Genomic DNA, 20685 nt, shown 5'->3' on the forward strand with positions numbered 1-20685 from the left:
AAAGGAAGAGAGAAAATGACCAATAAGATTGGATTTGACCGTCAAAAATACATCAAAATGCAGTCCGAACACATCGCCCAACGCCGCCGCGAAATCGCCGGGGATGACGGGCGACTCTACCTGGAGATGGGTGGAAAGCTGTTCGACGACTACCACGCCTCACGGGTGCTGCCCGGTTTCACCCCGGATAATAAAATCGCGATGCTGCGCGAACTCAAGGACGAAATCGAAATCCTGGTGTGTGTCAGCGCGCTCGACTTGCAACGCCAAAAAATCCGCGCCGACTTGGGGATTACCTACGAAGACGACGTGTTGCGCCTGATTGACGTGTTCCGCGAGGGCGGTTTCCTGGTAAAGAACGTGGTGATGACACGCCTGGAAGACGACAACGTGCCGGCGCTGGCCTTTAAGGAACGCCTGGAACGCCTGGGACTAAAGGTAGCGCGACACCGCATTATTCCGGGCTATCCCACTGACACGCAACTGGTGCTGTCTGATAAAGGTTTGGGACGCAATGACTATGTGGAACTGGAACGCAACCTGATTGTGGTCACCGCGCCCGGTCCAGGTTCCGGGAAACTGGCCACCTGCTTATCTCAGGTGTATCACGACCACCAGCGTGGTATTAACGCGCGTTACGCCAAGTTCGAAACCTTCCCAATCTGGAACCTGCCGCTGGAACACCCGGTGAATCTGGCTTATGAAGCGGCGACAGCCGACCTCGATGACATTAACCTGATTGACCCGTATCACCTGGCGGCTTACGGCAAACAAGTCACGTCCTATAACCGTGACATGGAAACCTTCCCGCTGCTCAAAACCATGTTGGAACAGATTGCAGGGTCTTCGCCCTACCAGTCGCCCACCGACATGGGCGTGAATATGGCCGGGTACTGCATCCAGGATGACGCGGTGTGCCAAGAAGCCGCGCGCCAAGAAATCATCCGCCGCTATTACAAGGCGCTGGTAGAGGAAGCCAAAGAAGGCCGCGACGGCACGATGTCGGGGCGGATTGCCTTGATTATGGCCAAGGCGGGCACTTCCACGTGGCAACGCAAAGTGGTGGGCTCAGCTCTGGAGATAGAGCACGCTACTGGCCAACCCGGCAGTGCTCTAGAACTGCACGACGGCACCATAATCAAAGGCAAAACCTCGGCTTTGCTGGGATGTTCGGCGGCTATGGTGTTGAATGCCCTGAAATACCTGGCGGGAATCGACCCAGAAATCGACCTGCTGTCGCGCGCCTCGATTGAACCGATTCAGACTCTGAAAACCGAACATTTGGGGTCACGTAACCCGCGGCTGCACACCGACGAGGTGCTGATTGCCCTGTCGGTATCCGCCGCCACGGATCCCAATGCCCGCGCCGCTTTAGGTAAGTTAAAGGAGCTGGAAGGCTGCAACGTCCACACCACCACTATTTTGGGTTCCGTGGACGAAGGGATTTTCCGCAATCTGGGGATACTGGTTACTTCCGAACCCAAGTTCCAGCGCAAGAGCTTGTATCGCAAGCACTAGGGCTGCGGGCGAATTTCGGTTCGCCGCGCGCCGGGTGTTCTTTCGTTCGGAGCGCCTTTTCATGAGGTGCCAGCCGGGATTTAGGCATTTTGCCGAATTTTCGGCTGGCACCTCATGAATTCCAAACCCAAAAGCAATACCCGCTAACCGGTGATATCGGCCTCGGTGCTGCCAGTGTCGGAACCACCTGAGTTACCACCGGGGTTACCACCTGAGTTACCACCGGGGTTGCTCGGCGCGGGATTATCTGGCGCCGGGTTATCTGACGGGGGATTACCCGGCGCGGGGTTGCCTGGCGGAGTGGCACCGCCACCAGCACCGCCACCAGTACCACCGCCACCAGCACCCCCGTCGGCACCGCCGTCGGCACCCCCGGTTTCACTGGGATTCGTCCCCGGGAGCCCAGGGTTACCTGGTCTGGTTTCGTGCGGAGCCGGATTGCCGCCCTCAGAGCCAGCACCACCCACATTGCCTGGATTCTCGGCGGGCGGCGAACTGGGCGATTCTACCGCTTCGGGGGCTTGCGACGGGCGCGAGGGGATGTCGGTGAAGTCGGGGGCACTGGAGCGCTTCACTTGGGCGTGCCCAATCTTGCCGACTTTGCCGAATTGCTCGACTTCCATGTCTTTCACCGCCCGGGACATGTATTGTTTCCACAGCCACGCCGGCCAGTTCGCCCCCATGACTTCCCTTTCGCCGCCAAAGGGGGTGATTTGTTCCTCGGTGCCACCCGGTCCGACTTGATACATACCCACCACGGTTACCGCCTGGGGGACGAAACCTACCATCACCGCCGACTTGTTGTCGGACGAGGATCCGGTTTTAGCCGCAGCTGGGCGCCCAATCTGGGCTATAGCGGCGGTGCCGCCGGGTGCAATCACGTCTTCCATGGCCTGGGTGGCAGTCAAGGCCACGTTTCGATCGAGCACTTGTTCGGGGGTAAAAGACGGCATGTACACGATATCCCCGCTCGCGTCAGTGACCTGGCGAATCAGGTGCACTACTTCGCGTTTACCTTCGTTGGCAATCGTGGTATAGGCCGTGACTAAGTCCAGGGCGGTGGGGGAAGAGGAACCCAAAATATTCGTCAGCACGGCATCCAGGCCGGGGGTTTTCTCGGACAAACCCAGGCGAATCGCGACCTCCTTGGTCAGGTTCGGCCCTATCTTGGCGTTTATGAGCGCATAGGGCACGTTTAGGGATTTGGCGGTGGCGGTGGCCAAGGTGACATTACCGTAAGAATATCCCCCGAAATTCTGAATCGGTACCCCTTGAATAATGGCCGGGGAATTCGCGTTGTAAATATCATTGATACTGCCGCCTTGTTCCAAATACGCAATCAAACCGAAAATCTTAAATGTCGAGCCGGCTTGGAAGTGGTCTTGGGTCACCGCATTGGACTGGATTTTCATATAATCCGCACCGGGGTACTCGGCGATGATTTCGCCGTTTTTCGGGTCAACTGACACCATCGACACCCGCAGGTTCGGGGCGTGTCCCTCCGGCAGTTTCGCTACTGAGTCCACCATCAGTTGCTGTTTGGACTGGTCGATGGTGGTGACAATCTTGAGCCCCTGGGTGTCGATTTGTTCCTCGGACAACCCAGCCAAATCTTTGAGTTCCTGGCGAGCCTGGAACATGAAATAACCGTTTACCCCCCCAAAATTCTGTTTACTTTGTGAAGGCGGGCGCACGGCAGGGAATTCGGCGAAACGTTTTTCTTCGGGCGTGATATAGCCGGATTCCGCCATGTAAGTTAGCACCCGCAGCCACCGTTTCTTGGCCATCTCGGGGCTGACCGCCGGATCCCAAGCGGAAGGAGCTGGGATAATCCCTGAAAGCATCGCGGCCTCTGACACGGTCAAATCCGAGGCGGATTTCCCGAAATATGCTTTGGCGGCAGCCTGGATGCCATACGAGCCGCGGCCGAAATAAATCGTGTTCAAATAGTTACCCAGGATTTCTTCCTTGTCCTGTTGCCGGTTGATTTTCAACGCCAAAATCGCTTCCTTGGCTTTCGCCCAGTAACGTTGAAACACATTGCCTTTCGACGTGTTTTCCGACATATAGTAACGCTCTATGTACTGCTGGGACAGGGTCGAGGCTCCCTGTAGGGAACGTCCGCGCGCATTGTTGATAAACGCCCGGATAATGCCTTTCAAATCGACCCCAGAGTTTGTCCAAAACGTCCGGTCTTCGGAGGCCACCACAGCGTTACCCACGTATTTCGGCAGTTTCGTGGTGTCGACAATTTCGCGGTTGACCTCGGCAAATTTTCCAATCTCGGTTTTACCGTCCGCATAGTAAACCGTGGTGACCTGGGAGCGGGCAAATTGGGATGGTTTGGGAATCTCAGTGGTGGCATAGGTTATCAAAAACGTCGCAAATGCCCCTACAATTACCAGTAAAAATAGCAATAGCAAGCTCAAGAACGTATTGCGAACATAGTGGTGCTTGCGCCGCTGCGGGCGAACTTGACGCACACTTTGGCCTGTGACCCGCCTGGGTTGTACCCGACTGGGACTCATGAGCCCTCCCTTCCTGTAGCCTGACCATTGTGACATTTCTCCCACCATTCGCGCAGCACAGTTTCGGCGGTCTCGCGTCCCACCAGGCCGTTTTCCATGCGATACGCCAAGAGATACTTATAGGCCTTGCCTACCTGCGGGCCGGGGGAAATCCCCAAGATTTCCATGATTTCCGAGCCGTCAAGCTCCGGGCGTACCGCGTCGAGTTCCTCTTTGGCCTGCAGTGCCGCAATCCGCGCCTCTAGGTCGTCGTAAGCGGCCGACAGACGCTCGGCTTTACGCACATTGCGGGTGGTGCAATCCGCGCGGGTCAACCGGTGTAAACGTTGCAACAGGGGTCCTGCGTCGGTAACGTAGCGACGCACCGCCGAATCCGTCCACGGCTGTTCCCCGTAGCCATGAAAGCGCTGGTGCAGTGCAATCAGACGCGACACGTCACGAATCGTGGCTTTGTCGTATTTCAACTCCCGCAGCCGACGCCGCGCAATCTTGGCTCCCACCACATCGTGCTGGTGGAAGGTCACCACCCCGCCGGCTTCAAAACGCCGGGTGGCGGGTTTCCCGATGTCGTGCAGCAAAGCTGCCAGGCGCAGCACCAAGTCGGGTTCGGGAACCGGACCGTCTGGGCCGGTCTCTTGCGCGATGGCTTGTTCCAGCACAATCAGGGAATGTTCCCACACGTCTTTGTGGCGTTTGTGTTCGTCTTGCATATCGCGCAAATCCATTAGTTCGGGCACTACTTGCGCGGCCACATCGGTGTAAACCATCAGTTCCAACCCGCGCCGTGGCCAGGGCGAGACCAGCAGCCGGGAAAACTCTGCCTGGATGCGTTCGCGCGAAACAATCTGCAGGCGCTCGCGCATATCCTGCATGGCGGTCAGCACGCTGTAGTCAATATCAAATCCCAGTTGGGCGGCGAATCGCGCGGCGCGCATAATCCGCAACGGGTCGTCGTTGAAGGATTCCTCGGGGGAAATCGGGGTGCGCAACATCTGTTGCTCCAAGTCGCGTTCGCCCCCCGTCGGGTCGACTAGCGTCATTTCGGGCAGGCGCAGCGCCATCGCGTTGACGGTGAAATCGCGTCGCCACAGGTCGCCTTCCAGGGTGTCGCCGAATTTCACGAGGGGCTTGCGGGAATCTCGCTGATATTCATCGCAACGATAAGTCGTAATCTCGAAGATGGCGTCGCCTTTGCGTGCCCCGATAGTGCCGAAGTTGCGTCCCACGTCCCACACGGCATCCGCCCAGGGCCGTAAAACGGTTTCGATTTCTTCGGGTCGCGCCGAGGTCGTGAGGTCGAGGTCATGAGGGGCTTGTCCCAATAGAGCATCTCGCACCGGCCCGCCTACCAGAGCAATTTCGAAACCGGCGCCGGTAAAAACATCCCCCAGGGGTGCCACTAGTGGCACCAATTCGGAAATCACGGCTGTCGGGTTTTTTCCTTGCACAATACCCACGTCGCTCCTTCTGTTGCGTTAGTCTTTTTTATTTTAGCCCATGGGGTGACACGAAAAATATGCGGATTCCTTGGGTAAAGCCCCCGGGTGGCTTTAAAGTTGAGGTATGCCACCATTGCCGCCGGGTAACCCCCCCCGTGACGTGAACGTGGAGCCCGTCCCTCCGGGCTTTTATCGTTCCCGTTCAGGTCGGCTGCTGCCCATTGTGGAAGAGGTATCAGCAGGCGGATTAGCGGTTGACCTGGTTGACGGCCAGGTCTGTGCGGCGCTGATTTTGCGCCGGGCTCGCACGGGGCGTCTGGAGTGGTTGTTGCCCAAGGGTCATGTCGAGCCTGGGGAAACTCCCGGACAGGCGGCGGCGCGTGAAATCGAAGAGGAAACCGGGATTCACTGTCGCCCGGTGCGGTTTATTTCCGCGATGGATTATTGGTTTTCCGGCCCGGATCGGCGGGTTCACAAGGTGGTACATCATTTCTTGTGTGAAACGATAGGTGGCGAGATTACGGTGGAAAACGACCCGGATTGCGAGGCTACCGCTGCGGGGTGGGTGCCGCTGGTGGTGATGAATCAGCGTTTGGCGTATCCGGCGGAGCGTCGTATCGCCGCGATTGCTATGAAATTGCTGGGGGTCAAGCAATGAGCCGCAGTATCAGCCGCTAGACCGCTAAGCTAGCTCTGTGGTTCAGTTTGGTTTTTCGCTCCGTGACTTGGGGTTCGGGGTGCTGTTGGGAGCGCTTTCATTAGGTGCCATCCCACTGGTGTCCCCCGTCTCCCCTGATGCCCTGGCCGTAAATCTGTCAACCACGTCCACCACCGAAATGCCTAGTTCAAAGGAAAAACCGAGGGAAAAAGATGTGAACATGGCGGTGGTGGATATTGCGGAAATGACGCCGGTACTGCACCCAGATACCCCCGCTTTCCACCTTAAAGCTACGGTCACCTTGCCAGCCGGCACCGATTTCCAAGCCGATGTCAGCCTATCGGTGGCCTCTCGCACGCCAATAACCCGCCAAGAACTCGCGGATTGGGCGGTGGATAAAACCCGCAAAACCACCTTGAAAACCGTAGCCACCATGGAAAATGTCTCGCTTTTTGCTGCGAAACCCCGGGAACTAGAATTCAAGGTACCCCGCCAAGACTTGCCTTTGGGGCACAGCTCCGAGTGGGGACCACGTTTCTTGGAAGTCAGCGTCACCCCCCACCTGAAGAGGAAACCAGCTCAAGAACCGTTTTCCGCCAGGTCATTCTTGGTGTGGGATTCCGGGGCAGCCTTTAAACCCTCGCAAATGTTGGCTTTAATGCCGGTGGTGACCACCCCAGCTGATGCGGCACAAAGCGGGCAAGTACTGCCAGATTTCGCCGCTCACCCCGCCCCGCGACAGGTCAAACTCTGTGAACTAGCCCAGATTGCCCCCCTCACTCCGGTTTTCGACCCGCTACTCATGAACCCCCACGGAAAAACCCTGGCCACCGTCAGGCGAGCATTGCAACTCAAAGAAACCACCCCGAAGAAAGCGGATTCAAAACCCGGCGCAACCGAAAAAACTGACAACCACGTCAACAATTTAAACCAGGAAACTCAAGGGCTATCAACAAACCAAAACCCACCTTATCACCCGACCCTGGCTGAACTGCAGCGCGCGGGTCAATGCGGCAATATGCCCCCCGCCTACCTGCCGCCCGGGGATTTCGCCGCCGCCAACACCGCTTGGCTCAACCACCATCAACCTGGCACAAACAACTCCCCCCACCAAGCCAACCCCGAGGTCACTTCGAATCGGAAACTGCTAACAGCTGCGCAACACCTCGCCGCACGCCTGAACGACACCCCAGGGGTAGCTCACTGGCAAGAAAACCTGATATTGTGGCCCCAACTTTCGGGCTCACCCACCCCCGACATCGCGACGGAAGTCACCACCTGGGGCACCAAAGCACCCCTGGTGGTGGAATCCGACGCGCAATACACCGAAACCCCGAAACCAGAAACCTACCAAACCGATGCCCGCCACGAAATCGAGGTAAACCGCAACACCACCACCCTAGGCTGGGTCGCCGACCGAGAACTCAGCGACTTGCTAAACAACGATGCGACACACCTAGGATTCAAAACCAATAACACCCCCTCACCACTATTGTTACGCCAATGGGCGCTGGCAACCACCGCCGTGCTAACCCGAGAACGCCCCTTTGCACCCCGGCTATTTGTGGCCGGGACTAGTCGCGATTACGCGGCCACCCCGGCACAAACCACCGTTATCAAAGCCTTGATAGAGGCGCGGTGGTTAGAATTCCCCGACTGGCGCGAAGTCAGCCCAGATAACCGCGGACACCTTAAACTGACCCCACCCCCACCCCCTAAAAAAAACGAGTTCACGACGCTGACCAGCAGTGACAATACCGGGCGGACGATTTATGCCAACCCGGCTTGGAACCTGGCACAAAACCTGGAACGCAGCGCCGCCCTGGAAACCGTGTTGGAAAACAGTGCGGAATTCCGCGAAGCCTTCCAAGAAATCCAGGTCAGATCCATGTGTGCCAGCTGCGAAAACACCTTGCCCAACACGACCCTAAGCCCCGGCAACCACACCGCGAAACCCCGAGAGGACAACCACCCGGATTCCGCCACTAATCCCGGATGGCACCTCATGAACCCGCCACACCCCGGGGCAACCGCCCTGATAGACCCCGACGTGAGCGAAAAATTACTGAACCTGGTGAAAGCCCAGCCGGCCTCGGTGATAAACCTAATCGATAAAGAAGCCAAAATACCGATTTCCGTAACCAACAACTACGACACCCCAGTAGACGTGCGGGTGCGACTGAAAGCCAGCAACTCCCGGTTACAATTCGACCAGTCGCCCCAACTGCGAATCCCCGCCCACGCCACCGCGCAAACCCGGATTCCCGTCACGGCGGTCGGACACGGGGATATTACGGTGCGCGTCACCCTGGGCAACGAGGCTGGGCAAGAAATCGGCCGCCCGGAAGAAATCCAGCTGCGGGTGCACGCCCAGTGGGAATCCACCGGAGTCTATGTCCTGGCCGTAATTCTGACTATAGTGCTGATAGGTGGGATTACCCGCCGGATTGTTAAAGGCCGCAAACCCAAGCGAGAGAAGTCATGAGTGATACTAAAGATTCGAAACCGCAAATGGCACCTCGTGACCAGGAAGGCGAAGCTGCGACCGACCCGGGCACGCAAGTCGCCGCCGGCGTAGAGTCAACCAATCGCGGTAAATCCTCGGTGATTATGGCGGCCGGCACCCTGGTCAGCCGGATTCTGGGTTTCGTGCGGCAGTGGCTGTTGGTCGCGGCAATCGGCGGCTACGGGATAGCCGATGCGTTCAACACCGCCAACACCTTGCCCAACACCCTGTACAACCTGCTGGCCGGGGGGATTTTAAACGCAATCTTGGTGCCGACCATTGTGCGCACCCTGTCGCAAAACAAAGGCCACAAGGGCACCGACCGGGTGAACGCCCTGTTGACCCTGACAGCGATTATCCTGTTGGGTTTGACCGTGTTGACCGTGGCGTTGGCCTGGCCGATTGTGTTGCTCTTTGGCGGGGGGATGCACCCGCAACTGTTTTCCTTGACAGTGATTTTCGCGCTGTGGTGCCTGCCTCAGATTTTCTTTTACGGGGTATACGCCCTGTTGGGACAGGTTTTGAACTCGCTTTCCAGTTTCGGCCCCTACATGTGGGCGCCGGTGGTGAATAACCTGGTGGGTATCGCGGGTCTGGGGGTGTTCCTGTTTCTTTACGGGACGGCACCGGCACATAACTTCGATGTTTCCGCTTGGGACACCTCGCGTATCGTGCTGTTAGCCGGGTCGATGACCCTGGGGATTGCGCTGCAAGCCCTGATTTTGGTGTTTCCTTTGCAGCATCTGGGTTTCCAGCTGCGCGCGAACTTCCACTGGCGCGGTTTGGGTTTCCGGCGCACCGGGCGGGTCGCAGCCTGGGCTTTTGCGGGGTTGCTGGCCAATTCGGTGATGACTCTGATTGTGACTCGTATCGGCTCCGAAGCCAACGGAGTGGGGCAGGCCGCCAACCAGTTCTATCCCGCCACCTCGATTTACGGCTATGCCACGATGCTGTATATTTTGCCTCAATCCCTGGTGACCATCTCGGTTTCCACCGCGTTCTTCACGGCGATGGCTTTTCACGCCACCCAAGGTGATTTCGCGGCGCTCTCCGCCGACTACCTCCAGGCGGTACGCCTGTCTTCCCTGTTCACGATACCGTTGGCGGGAATGTTGATTGTGGGGGCACTGCCTTTAGCGAATTTCACGGCCTCGGCGTTGCCCCCCGACCAGGCTCGGGCGATGGCCGTGGTTTTAGTGACCATAAGCCTGGGGATTCCCGCCCAAACAATTTTCGTCACGAATACCCGGGTATTGTATTCCCTAGAGGACACCCGTTCGCAGTTCCTGTCGACTTTGCCGTTTCCACTGTTGACAGGGTGTTTAGCGGTGTTCGCGTATTTGGCGCTGTCCCCGGAGTGGTGGCTGGAGGTCACGGTGATTGGTGAGCCTTTGGCGCAGTTCCTGGCGGCCTGGTGGGGTTTCAGGATGTTGCGGCGTCACGGCCTGGATTCTAAGGTATTACACCAGATAGCGGAGCATTACTGGCGGTGTGTGGCAGCGACGGTTTTGGCGGGGCTGCCGGCGACAGTACTGTTTGCATTGCCGGTTCCCGGTGCGGGGTGGTCAATCGGGGCGACTTTCACCTCGGGTTTGGGGCGTTGCCTGGTGGTTGGTCTGATAATGGTTCCACTGTATATCCTGTTCACCTGGATTTTTGGGGTACATGAGGTACGGCGCGTGGCAGCGACGAAGTCGCGTGAGCCACGCGCTAAACGGCGGAGGCGTTAAAAAACGGCCACGATTGGCCGTTTTAGCCGAAGCACCTTAAGAAAACCGGCAGCGACGAAGTCGCGTGAGCCACGCGCTAAACGGCGGAGGCGTTAAAAAACGGCCACGATTGGCCGTTTTAGCCGAAGCACCTTAAAAAACAACTCACGGCGGCAACCCACCGTAGCCGGAATCGTCAATGAAAACGTGCACGGTTAAACATAATGACGCATATCCTACTACGGACTTGAAGCCGGAATCGGAGTTCCTTGTTGGTTTTGGTTGGTAAAATATGGGTTGACTGTACTCGGTTTTGTGCGCGTTGCGGATTGGAGGTGCATTGTGACTGGTAGTGGGCAACATGTGGCGGCTATGGTGCGTAGCTACGCGGCGGGGGATGACGAGAATTTTTATTCAGTTGCTCTTCAGGTGGCGGCACGCGAAGCGAAGGCAGGACATCACGTGTTGGCTAATGACATTAAAAATGCGGTTGATACTTCCAGGGAATCTAAGACTTTGTGCCAGGTTACGACACTGGCGCAGCCGCGTGGTGAACTCTCCGAACTGGTAGAGGCTACTTACCCGGAGGTCAGGCTCAACGAGCTGGTGGTTGCGCCGGGATTGTTGTCCCAAATAAAACAAGTGTTGGCGGAACAGCGGCAGCGAAAAAAACTGCTTGACTATGGGTTTGTTCCTGCGCACCGCCTGCTGTTGGAGGGCCCGCCGGGTACTGGCAAAACAATGACCGCCGCTGTTATCGCCTGCGAGCTGGGGATTCCGATGTTCACGATTCGTCTCGATAGCCTGCTTAGCAAATTCATGGGCGAGACTGCCGGCAAGTTGCGATTGGTTTTTGATGCGGTTTCCAGGAATCGCGCGGTGTATTTTTTTGATGAGTTTGATGCTTTAGGTGCTGATCGTGGCGGTAATGATGTTGGGGAGGCGCGCCGGATATTGAGCTCTTTCCTGGTTTTCTTGGAGCAGGCCAGCAACGAATCTATAGTGATAGCCGCCACTAATCACCGGGATTTTCTGGATTACGCCTTGTTCCGACGCTTCGATGCGGTGCTTACTTACGGTCTGCCCGATGTGCGTCAGGCGGTGACGGTGATGAAAGCGCGTCTTGGCGGTCTCGCTGCTGGTGTGAGCATGGCTGGTCTTGGTGAGTATACGTCAGGGTTAAGCCACGCGGAATTGGTGAAGGCGGCTGAGGTTGCTGCTAAGACGGTTCTGTTGCGTGGGGAACGTCAAGTCGGTCGCGCTGATTTGGTGGATGCATTAGTTGCTAGGAGGGCGGCGCGTCGTGCCTAGTAACGAACCTGGTTTGAATCATTTGCTTATACAAGGCTATGCGCAATCCAAGGTTTTTAATCGGGGAGGCGGTGGGTCGCCGCAGGTTCGGCCGGTGAATCGCGGTGAGCACGGCTTGCGTCTTAAACAGGCGGCGAAGCTGGCTTTCCAGGCTTGTGAGCAGAACCGTAAGGCTCTGCCCCTTAGCGAGGAACTGCGCGCAACGGGCACAGTGATTACCCTGGAGGGGGAAGAAGCAGACTGTCCCTTGAAGCTGGATTCCCTAAGCAGACGCACCAGCGAACAGAATAGTAAACCTAAGTGGATGCTGTTATCGGCTCGTGCAGCGGAGCAGGACACACCGGAACGTGCCACTGTGTGGGTTAGTGATGAGTATCGACAGGATTTCTTGAAACTGTTTGCGGACTATCTTGACGATACCAAGAACACCAAGAACGGCAAACCGAGTAACCAGGAACTGGTAGCGAATATTTCACGTATCCGGCAGGGAATCTTAGAGGATTTATGGACATCGTCCTCGCCATTACCTCCGAGGGGCGTGAAGTGTTGGTGGGAGGTGTGGCTCGACGCGACTAGTCCCCAGGTTGATAACTGGCAGAAGTACGTTAAAGTGTCTGGTCTCAAGGAAAAGAATCAACGATTACGGCTGAATGACCGCTTGATTGTGTGGGTGGAGACCTCTCGGGAACAGGTTCAGACTTTACTGTTCTCCGCTGTGCCAATCACGGAACTTCGGCAGCCCGAATTCATCGATATGATTGCTGATCTCTCGCCAGAAGAAAAAGATGACTATGTCTTGGAACTAGCCGAAAGAACCGTTCCGGCTCCCGATGCTTTCCCGGCGGTTTGCGTTTTGGATACCGGGGTGCTCTATACCCACGAACTGTTACAACATTCGTTAGCACCGCAGGATTGCCACTCGATTTTTGGTGGTTCTGGCACGGATGTTTTAGGGCATGGCACGATTATGGCCGGTCTCGCGCTTTACGGAGATTTGAACCCAATAATGGGGAGCAGTGGAATTGTTTCGCTTCACCATCGTCTTGAATCTGTCAGGATGTGGCCTGGTGTCGGTGAAAAACCGGTTGACCCGTTTGATTATGGTACGGCCACTGTTACGGCAGTGACTTATCCCGAGATAGCATCTCATGAACGTCGCAGAGTATTTTGCCTGGCGCTAAGCAGTGACCCGGATAATCCCGGGGAGCCCTCATTGTGGTCGGCAGCGGTGGATGCGCTTGCGGTTGGCACCGATATTACCCGCGAAGGCCGCGAAATCCAGCTACTCTCCACACCAGACCCGCACTCGACGCGGCTTTTCCTGGTAGCGGCTGGGAATGTGGCCAGATACTCCGATGATTACCGCACGAATTGCGTGAACTCGCCTATCCATGACCCCGCCCAGGCCTGGAATGCGCTCACGGTTGGAGCCTACACCGAGATGACGAAGACTCCGACACATCCACAATACCAAGGGTGGCAACCGGTGGCCGAGGAGGGAGATATTTCCCCGCATACCAGCACCTCGGTGTATTTCGACCAAAACCGGTGGCCTATAAAACCCGATATTTGTATGGAAGGTGGCAACGCGCTCAGTGACGGCAAGGGGCTTATCGAGCCTCGAGTGTCTACGTTGTCCTTGCTTTCCACGAGTAGAAAAAACACGACTGCGCTGACAACCGCTAACGCCACCAGCGCCGCCACCGCCCAAGCCGCGCGTCTGGCCGCTCTCGCGATGAGTCGATACCCCGACTATTGGCCAGAAACCATCCGTGGTCTACTCACCCACGAGGCGCAATGGACCAAAACCATGAAAAACCGCCTCGCTGTGAACAACAGCAAGAAAGCCCGCCAGAACCTGCTGCGCGAATTCGGGTGGGGCGTACCCACAGAAAGTAACGTTCTAAATTCCCAGCTCAACGCAGTAACCCTGGTTACCCAAGATAGCTTTATTCCATTTACCGGCAAGGACTACGCTATGCCGCATTTTCGGTTGCATTCCCTGCCGTGGCCTCGCGAAGTTCTCGAAGACTTGGGCGAAAACCCAGTGCAGCTGCGCATCACCTTATCATACTTCATTGAGCCCTCTGCCTCCCGGCGGGGTTGGCGCAACAAATATGCTTACGCTTCCCACGGGCTACGCTTCGACCTACAGGGCTGCCTAGAGACTCAAAACGAATTCATTAGTCGCATCAACCGGGAACCAAGAAGCTCAGGAGACAGCACCCGAGCCAAAGACTCCCAACGATGGCTACTTGGGGAAAGAAACCGCCATCTTGGCTCCCTGCACCAAGATGAATGGATTGGGACAGGCTCCGAACTAGCCCACTGCCACAATATAGCGGTTTATCCCGTGGGTGGTTGGTGGAAAAACAACACTCGCAAGAATCGTCGCGACCTAGCTATCCGCTATGCCCTAATCACCTCGCTACGAACAGAGACAGAAAACATCGACCTATACACGCCAATCGCTACACAGCTACCCATCCCCGTGGCAGTTCCCGTGGGAACTCCTGCGGCTGGTTATGTTTCTGGAAACTAACTTTAGCCTCAGTTCCCTTGACAGATTGAAACCTAATGGGGGGTAATGTGGGAAAACACGGTGGTGCCGGGCTTACGCCCGGCACCACCTTTTCTCATCATCAATCTGAAAATCTGAATCTTTGTCTCGCACCCAGAAACCCGGGAATATAAGCCTTGGAATCCAGATGATTCACGCGGTGCCGCATCGTCTATGCGCCCGCACCGCCACGCAGAATCGAAGCAAGGAAAATACCCCGGTTCTACGCTGTGCGGGGGTGGTCTTTGACCGCCCCCGCACAGTCTTTGTTTCGTTGCTTGTGTCGCTGTTTTCGATGGTGTGGCGAGCGACGGCGCGCGAGCGCACCAAGGCACCAAGGCGCGGAGGCGGCGCAGCACAGCACAGCCAGGGAAATAGTTGTGAAATAAGGAAGCGGCCAGCCTGGTTAGGCTGGCCGCGATTTCCTTAATCGTCCTTCGGCGGATTCTTACGCAGCTTCTCATTTATGAGAATTACTGCTAGAATTGCCTCAGGCAAGGAAACCAGGAATACGATGAAGTCGCTCATCGTGACCTCCTTGTTCCTTAAAGCCCCGGCCACTACCGGGGCTTTTACCATGCGTCAAGGCAGGCTGCCTTAACGCAGCCAGAGCCTTTCCCTGGCCAGACTAGGATACAAGCCCCGGCTCGAGACACAAAACACTTTTCCACAGCCTGTGGAAAAGAACTGGCTAGTACTTATACGCGGGCAATGCCGAGGATGGCACCTCATGAACCAGTAGAATAAAACCTACAGAGAGGAACACCATGAGCGAAACCCCACCCCCAGCACCGCAGACGCAGCCACCGCAAACAACGGCTCCGGGCGACCCGGGCGACCCGGCCAACCCCAGCCAAGCCGAATCGCGATTCACGATAATCAGTGTAATCCAGGGCATAATCGCGGTGTTCGTGGTGGCGATGCTAGTGTGGATGTGGCCACGACCCGCCACCACGAACGCGAAACACAGCCTGGATTTGTCGACAGACCCGAATATGGCCATCGTGCCAGAGGCCGAACCGGCACCGATACCCATCGCCGGGGTGACCTCGGTTTCAGGGATAAAAGACGGCTGGGATCACCCCGAACTGGCCGGGCTGGCGGCGGACGGGAAACCGGAGACCTCGTGGCGAACCGCCTCGATGCGCGACGCTACCCTGGTGGGAGGGCGCGGCTACGGACTGGTGATAAACCTGGGGGAAACCCCGGTGCGGGTGCGTAAAGTAGTGGTGACATCTTCGGCTCACGGCGGACAACTGGAGCTACGCCAGCCCGCCGATGGTCAGCCCGCCGATAGTCAACCCGCCGGGGCCACCCTGCTGGGCGCTTTGCCGCTGAGCAACACCACGGCATTTAACCTGGACACCCCAGTGCTTACCAAACAGCTGGTGTTGTGGTCGACGAATCTGCCGACCGCGCCGGGCGGAGGCTTTCGCCTGATGATATCCGAGGTACAAGTGTTGGGCTAGGATGGAAGCAAGTTCGTTCCTGAAGGAATTGGAGGGATTATTTTGTACGACGTGATTATTATCGGTTCGGGACCGGCCGGGTACACTGCGGCCGTCTATACCTCGCGTGCCGCGCTGAAAACCCTGATTGTGGCAGGTTCGGTGGGTTACGGCGGAATGCTGATGAACACGACTTTGGTGGAAAACTATCCCGGTTTCAAAGACGGCATCCAAGGACCGGATTTGATGGAAGAAATGCGCGAACAGGCACAACGTTTCGGGGCGGAAATGATTTACGAAGACGCCACTGCCTTGGATTTGGCCGGCGACGTGAAAACCGTGACCACCGACGATGCGACCTACCAGGCGCGGGCGGTGATTATCGCCACCGGTTCGGGCTACCGCACCCTGGATGTTCCCGGCGAGGCCGAACATCTGGGTCACGGGGTGTCCTATTGTGCGACTTGCGACGGGTTTTTCTTTAAGGGTCAGCCGATAATGGTGGTGGGCGGCGGGGATTCCGCGATGGAAGAAGCCACGTACTTGACGAACTTCGGTTCCTCGGTGACCCTGGTGCATCGTCGCGAAGGATTCCGCGCCTCGAAGGCTATGCAGCAAAAGGCGCTGTCCGACCCCAAGATTCAGTTTAAGCTAAACCGGGTGGTGGATTCCATCAACGGCACTGATAAGGTCGAAACCGTGACCTTGCGCGACACGGTGACCGGTGAAACCGAGACGGTCGAGGTCGGCGGCTTGTTCATCGCGGCGGGTCATATTCCGCGCACCGAGTTGGTGCGTGACCAGCTGCGCTTGGACGACCTGGGCAATATTTGGGTGGATTCCCCCACCACCAAGACTTCGCTGCCGGGCGTGTTCGCGGCCGGCGATGTCACCGACGCGCTGTATCGCCAGGCGGTGACTTCGGCGGGGACTGGGTGCAAGGCTGCGATTGACGCCGAGCGTTACTTGAAGGATCTCGAGGCGCAAGCTCGGTCTTAGGGTGGCGGTTTTCGCCGTTATCATGGGGTTTCATGAGGGGCTTGCCCGTTTTTGTGGCAATAAATGCTATTACCCATTACAATAAGTAAAATAGCACGTTCGCGCACAGGAAGGTTGATATTATGTCAAACGCTTTGGAAGTTAACGAAAGCAATTTCAGTGAAGAGGTTTTGCGATCCGAAACCCCGGTTCTAGTGGATTTCTGGGCCACCTGGTGTGCGCCCTGCCGCCAGATGGGACCCATTATTGACCAGTTGGCCGCCGAATACGGCAATGACCTTAAGATTGTCAAATGTGATGTCGACCAGAATCCGGCCTTGCAAATGAAGTACCAGATATCGTCAATTCCGGCTTTCCACCTGTTCAAGGGCGGCGAGTCCATCGCCGAGTTCATCGGGGGTCGCCCGAAGAATCAGCTGCGTGACGAAATCAGCACCGCTTTAGCATAAGTAATATCCCAGTTTTCCGCTTTAAGGGGAACTGGGATTATTATTTTAATTTTTACGAGTTTATTTTTTATCTGCGCCTAAGGCTTGGATTAATCTAAATTAACGAGGTTTTATTTATGGATTCAAATACGCATTCCCACATTGATTGGGCTCCGGCTTTCTCGGCTCGCGCCCAGAACCTGAAAATCAGCCAAACTCGCGCCCTGTTCGCGGTGGCTTCCCGCCCAGAAGTTGTTTCTTTGGCCGGGGGAATGCCGAATCTGAAGGATTTACCATTACATGATATCGCCCGTTCTTTCGGGACACTGTTCGACCAAAACGGAGCCACCGCGATGCAATACGGCGGCGGCCAGGGATACGAGGCGCTGCGCGAGCAAATCACCGACATCATGAGCTTAGAGGGAATCTCAGCTTCCGCTGCCAATGTGACCATTACCTGCGGGTCACAACACGCCCTGGACTTGGTAACCCAGTTGTTTGTTGACCCGGGCGAACCCATCCTGGTGGAAGCCCCGTCCTATGTGGGGGCACTGTCCGTGTTTCACTCCTACCAGTGTGACGTGCACCACGTGTTGATGGACGATGATGGGCTGATTCCCGAGGCTCTAGAGGAAGCCGCCACGGCTCTGGAGGCGGCCGGACGACCGGCCAAATTCCTGTATACGGTGCCGAATTTTCACAACCCCGGGGGTATGACCCTAGCGGAAACCCGCCGCCCCCAGATAGTCGAAATCTGTGCCCGCCACGGGATTTTGATTCTCGAAGACAACCCCTATGGTTTGCTGGGTTTCGATGGGCACCTGTTCCCCGCCTTGCAACCCCTTAACCCCGAGGGGATTATCTACTTGGGGTCGTTTTCCAAGATGTTCGCCCCCGGGTTTCGTATCGGCTGGGTTTTAGCGCCCAAGCAAATCACCGAAAAACTGGTAGTCGCCAACGAAACCGCTATCCTGTGCCCCCCGATGGCCGCCCAGATGACCATATCTACGTATCTGCGGGATTTCGACTGGTATGGCCAAGTCGACAAGTTCCGGGTCATGTACCGAGGCCGGGCGCGCGCCGCCCTGGAAGCCCTGGCAAAGTTTTTGCCGGATTGCACCTGGACGCAACCTAAAGGTGGCTTCTATACCTGGGTGCATTTCCCGTCGGGTATCAACACCTGGGATATGCTGCCACGCGCGGTACATAATCTGGTGGCCTATGTTTCCGGTTCGGCTTTCTATACTGACGGACGCGGCACCGATTACCTGCGTATCGCCTACTGCTATCCCCCCGAGGAAGAAATCCGCGAGGGTATCCGTCGCCTCGCTGTCACCGTAGCACAAGAAAAAGAACTCAATGGCGCGAAATAAATTCGACGATTCGGTTCAGGTCGGCTTCGTCGGCAAACTCGATAGAAATACTGCCCTTGTGCTTGCCCACCTGCAGGTTAACCCGGGTTTGCAGTAAATCCTCCAGTTTCGTTTTACTTTCCATGAGGTGCTCGCTCAACGCCGGCTTCACCCTCGGTTTGCGTTCCCGCTTCGGTTTCTCGGCCTCGCCCAAGGAAACAATTTCCTCGGTTGCTCGAACCGACAAGCCCTCCGCTACGATTCTGTCCGCCAAAGCAGCCATCGCCTCATGATTACCAATACCCAACAAAGCCCGAGCGTGACCCGCCGAAATCACCCCCGCCGCCACCTTAACCTGCACCGTTGCCGGCAGTTTCAATAAACGCAAGGTATTAGAAATCTGGGGGCGGGAACGCGATAATTTCTTCGCCAAAAGCTCTTGTGTAATTCCGAACTCCGCAATCATCTGCTGGTACGCAGCGGCCTCTTCCAAGGGATTCAAATTCACACGCTGCAGATTCTCCAGCAACGCATCCCGACGCATATCCTCATCCGCTGTTTCGCGGATAATCGCCGGAATCTGACGTTTACCCGCCAGCTTCGAGGCTCGCCAGCGGCGCTCCCCCATCACCAGCTCGTAGCGTGATTCGCCACCAGAATCCTCTAAAGGACGCACCACAATCGGCTGTAACACACCCACAGATTTAATCGATTCAGCCAATTCCCGCAAGGCCTCTTCATCGAAAACCTCACGCGGCTGATTCGGATTCGGCACCACCGACTGCAACGGAAGCTCGGCCATACGCATCCCCGGCACCGCCACCAACTCGGGCTCTCCTTTAGATTTCGAGTTACCCTTAGCCTTCGTCTGGGTGCGCGGGGAACGCGGATTCAACAAATCATGTACCTTCGCGTCCTCCGGGCTAGCCTGCGAGCCATGCTTTGGCGGCACAATCACATCCACCCCGCGACTGGCCGGAGCCGGCGGAATCAAAGCCCCCAGACCACTGCCCAACGCGCGTTTCTTTGCCATCCTAACTTTCCTTTTCCTGTAACTTCCGCAACAACTCCACCCCGGCCATCTGATACGACAGTGAGCCCTGGGAATTCTTGTCGTAAGACACCACCGTTTTCTGCCACGACGGAGCCTCTGATATCGTCACCTGACGCGGAATTGTCGTCTCTAAAGTCTGATCCGGGTAATGCGAACGCACATCCGACTCTACCTGGGAAGACAGATTCGTGCGTCGATCGAACATTGTAACCAAAAAGGCCAGCACATCCAACTTCGGGTTCAAACCCGCTTTAATTTTCTCTACCGTATCCGTCAACAGGGAAATCCCCTCCAAGGCGTAATACTCTGCCTGAACCGGTATCAACACCCACCTAGCCGCGCAAAACGCATTCAAGGTCAACAAACCCAAAGATGGCGGACAATCAATCAACACCAAAGTACCCTGGTGATCCTCGAGATAGGTATCCAACACCAACTGTAGATAATAAGCGCGTTCCTCGTCATCTGCCAGTTCCATCTCAATCCCGGCCAAATCCACCGTAGCCGGAACCACCAGTAAACTCGGTTCATCCGGGCAGGGCTGCGCCACATCCTGCAGTACCTTTTTCCCCGCCATTACCTCGTATAGAGATGGTGTCCCCACGGTGTGTTCAATCCCCAGAGCTGTCGAAGCATTACCTTGGGGGTCAGAATCCACGACCAACACCTTCACCCCGCGCTGCGCCAAAGCCACCGCCACGTTCGCCACCGTCGTGGTCTTACCCACCCCACCCTTTTGGTTAGCCACCGCCACCACATGATTCTGGGTCAGCTGCGGGACATCCAAGTCACTGACTTTGCGCCGTAGCTCCATCGCTTTACGCAGGTCGCGGGCAATCGGAGTGTCGTCCTCTGATTTAGGGACATGAGGGCGAAGATTGCGATGAATCGAATGTTCACGTTCGGTGTGAGGCACGAGCACCTTGGGGCGTTCTTCAAAGTCCACTGTTATTCCTTCCTTTGTAACCAGTTTAGTGCATGTTTCGCCCTGAAAAAATCGTTTCCCTTTACACTTTTAATCCACAAGTTATCCACAGATTTATCCCCGTTAAATCAACAATCATCAACTTTTTTCCACAGACTACTCTTCTCTGCGCTTGGTAGTACGCAAAAATTTTACTCTCACCGGTTCGCTTTTTCATGAGGTGCTTTTGGCGCTCTGGCCGTTCGCAGGT

The 20685-nt window shown here is 56.4% G+C and carries 14 protein-coding genes; 10 read left to right on the forward strand and 4 right to left on the reverse strand.

Annotated features, from left to right (window positions below; translation table 11 throughout):
- Positions 1-15 precede the first annotated feature (15 nt).
- Positions 16-1518, forward strand: a complete 1503-nt coding sequence (locus HMPREF0577_RS08805; RefSeq protein WP_004013480.1) for a DUF1846 domain-containing protein — start codon at positions 16-18, stop codon at positions 1516-1518.
- A 143-nt stretch (positions 1519-1661) separates the two neighbouring features.
- Here the strand turns inward: HMPREF0577_RS08805 and HMPREF0577_RS08810 are convergent, their stop codons facing one another.
- Positions 1662-4046, reverse strand: a complete 2385-nt coding sequence (locus HMPREF0577_RS08810; RefSeq protein WP_004013481.1) for a transglycosylase domain-containing protein — start codon at positions 4044-4046, stop codon at positions 1662-1664.
- The gene (locus HMPREF0577_RS08815; RefSeq protein ID WP_004013482.1) at positions 4043-5503 is read right to left on the reverse strand and encodes a CCA tRNA nucleotidyltransferase; all 1461 of its coding nucleotides are present in this window, start codon (positions 5501-5503) and stop codon (positions 4043-4045) included. The genes HMPREF0577_RS08810 and HMPREF0577_RS08815 overlap by 4 nt, the downstream gene beginning before the upstream one ends.
- A gap of 205 nt (positions 5504-5708) precedes the next feature.
- On the opposite strand from HMPREF0577_RS08815, the gene HMPREF0577_RS08820 reads away from it, so the two are divergent.
- The 9 genes from HMPREF0577_RS08820 to HMPREF0577_RS08860 all read left to right on the forward strand — a co-directional run bounded on the left by HMPREF0577_RS08820 (position 5709) and on the right by HMPREF0577_RS08860 (position 18477).
- Positions 5709-6143, forward strand: coding sequence for an NUDIX hydrolase (locus HMPREF0577_RS08820; RefSeq protein ID WP_004013483.1), 435 nt, complete (start codon positions 5709-5711; stop codon positions 6141-6143).
- A 37-nt stretch (positions 6144-6180) separates the two neighbouring features.
- The gene (locus HMPREF0577_RS08825) at positions 6181-8628 is read left to right on the forward strand and encodes a DUF6049 family protein (RefSeq protein WP_004013484.1); all 2448 of its coding nucleotides are present in this window, start codon (positions 6181-6183) and stop codon (positions 8626-8628) included.
- A complete protein-coding gene (gene murJ / locus HMPREF0577_RS08830) occupies positions 8625-10379 on the forward strand; it encodes a murein biosynthesis integral membrane protein MurJ (protein ID WP_004013485.1) in 1755 nt (584 codons plus the stop codon). The genes HMPREF0577_RS08825 and murJ overlap by 4 nt, the downstream gene beginning before the upstream one ends.
- Positions 10380-10700: 321 nt before the next feature.
- Entirely contained in the window at positions 10701-11669 is a 969-nt protein-coding gene (locus HMPREF0577_RS08835; protein ID WP_036342784.1) for an AAA family ATPase, read from the forward strand.
- Positions 11670-11763: 94 nt separating this feature from the next.
- Entirely contained in the window at positions 11764-14211 is a 2448-nt protein-coding gene (locus tag HMPREF0577_RS08840; protein ID WP_248613776.1) for a S8 family peptidase, read from the forward strand.
- Between the two features lie 785 nt (positions 14212-14996).
- Positions 14997-15698: a hypothetical protein gene (locus HMPREF0577_RS08845; RefSeq protein ID WP_004013489.1), complete on the forward strand. Its 702-nt coding sequence runs from the start codon at positions 14997-14999 to the stop codon at positions 15696-15698.
- 42 nt (positions 15699-15740) lie between these two features.
- A complete protein-coding gene (gene trxB, locus HMPREF0577_RS08850) occupies positions 15741-16676 on the forward strand; it encodes a thioredoxin-disulfide reductase (protein WP_004013490.1) in 936 nt (311 codons plus the stop codon).
- 122 nt (positions 16677-16798) lie between these two features.
- Positions 16799-17125 (forward strand): thioredoxin, encoded by a 327-nt coding sequence (trxA, locus tag HMPREF0577_RS08855; protein WP_004013491.1) that lies wholly within the window; start codon positions 16799-16801, stop codon positions 17123-17125.
- 116 nt (positions 17126-17241) lie between these two features.
- Entirely contained in the window at positions 17242-18477 is a 1236-nt protein-coding gene (locus tag HMPREF0577_RS08860) for an aminotransferase-like domain-containing protein (RefSeq protein ID WP_004013492.1), read from the forward strand.
- Here the strand turns inward: HMPREF0577_RS08860 and HMPREF0577_RS08865 are convergent.
- Positions 18461-19489 (reverse strand): ParB/RepB/Spo0J family partition protein, encoded by a 1029-nt coding sequence (locus HMPREF0577_RS08865; RefSeq protein WP_004013493.1) that lies wholly within the window; start codon positions 19487-19489, stop codon positions 18461-18463. The genes HMPREF0577_RS08860 and HMPREF0577_RS08865 overlap by 17 nt on opposite strands.
- 1 nt (position 19490) lies before the next feature.
- A complete protein-coding gene (locus HMPREF0577_RS08870; RefSeq protein ID WP_004013494.1) occupies positions 19491-20456 on the reverse strand; it encodes a ParA family protein in 966 nt (321 codons plus the stop codon).
- Positions 20457-20685 lie beyond the last annotated feature (229 nt).

It is taken from the genome of Mobiluncus mulieris ATCC 35243 (assembly GCF_000160615.1).
GTDB classification, from domain to species: Bacteria; Actinomycetota; Actinomycetes; order Actinomycetales; family Actinomycetaceae; genus Mobiluncus; species Mobiluncus mulieris.

What these genes read in the sequence shown, in the direction of transcription:
- murJ (WP_004013485.1), top strand. Translation starts at nt 8,625, where the DNA reads ATGAGTGATACTAAAGATTCGAAACCGCAAATGGCACCTCGTGACCAG.
- trxA (WP_004013491.1), top strand. Translation starts at nt 16,799, where the DNA reads ATGTCAAACGCTTTGGAAGTTAACGAAAGCAATTTCAGTGAAGAGGTT.
- HMPREF0577_RS08810 (WP_004013481.1), bottom strand. Translation starts at nt 4,046, where the DNA reads ATGAGTCCCAGTCGGGTACAACCCAGGCGGGTCACAGGCCAAAGTGTG.
- HMPREF0577_RS08805 (WP_004013480.1), top strand. Translation starts at nt 16, where the DNA reads ATGACCAATAAGATTGGATTTGACCGTCAAAAATACATCAAAATGCAG.
- HMPREF0577_RS08860 (WP_004013492.1), top strand. Translation starts at nt 17,242, where the DNA reads ATGGATTCAAATACGCATTCCCACATTGATTGGGCTCCGGCTTTCTCG.
- HMPREF0577_RS08845 (WP_004013489.1), top strand. Translation starts at nt 14,997, where the DNA reads ATGAGCGAAACCCCACCCCCAGCACCGCAGACGCAGCCACCGCAAACA.
- HMPREF0577_RS08865 (WP_004013493.1), bottom strand. Translation starts at nt 19,489, where the DNA reads ATGGCAAAGAAACGCGCGTTGGGCAGTGGTCTGGGGGCTTTGATTCCG.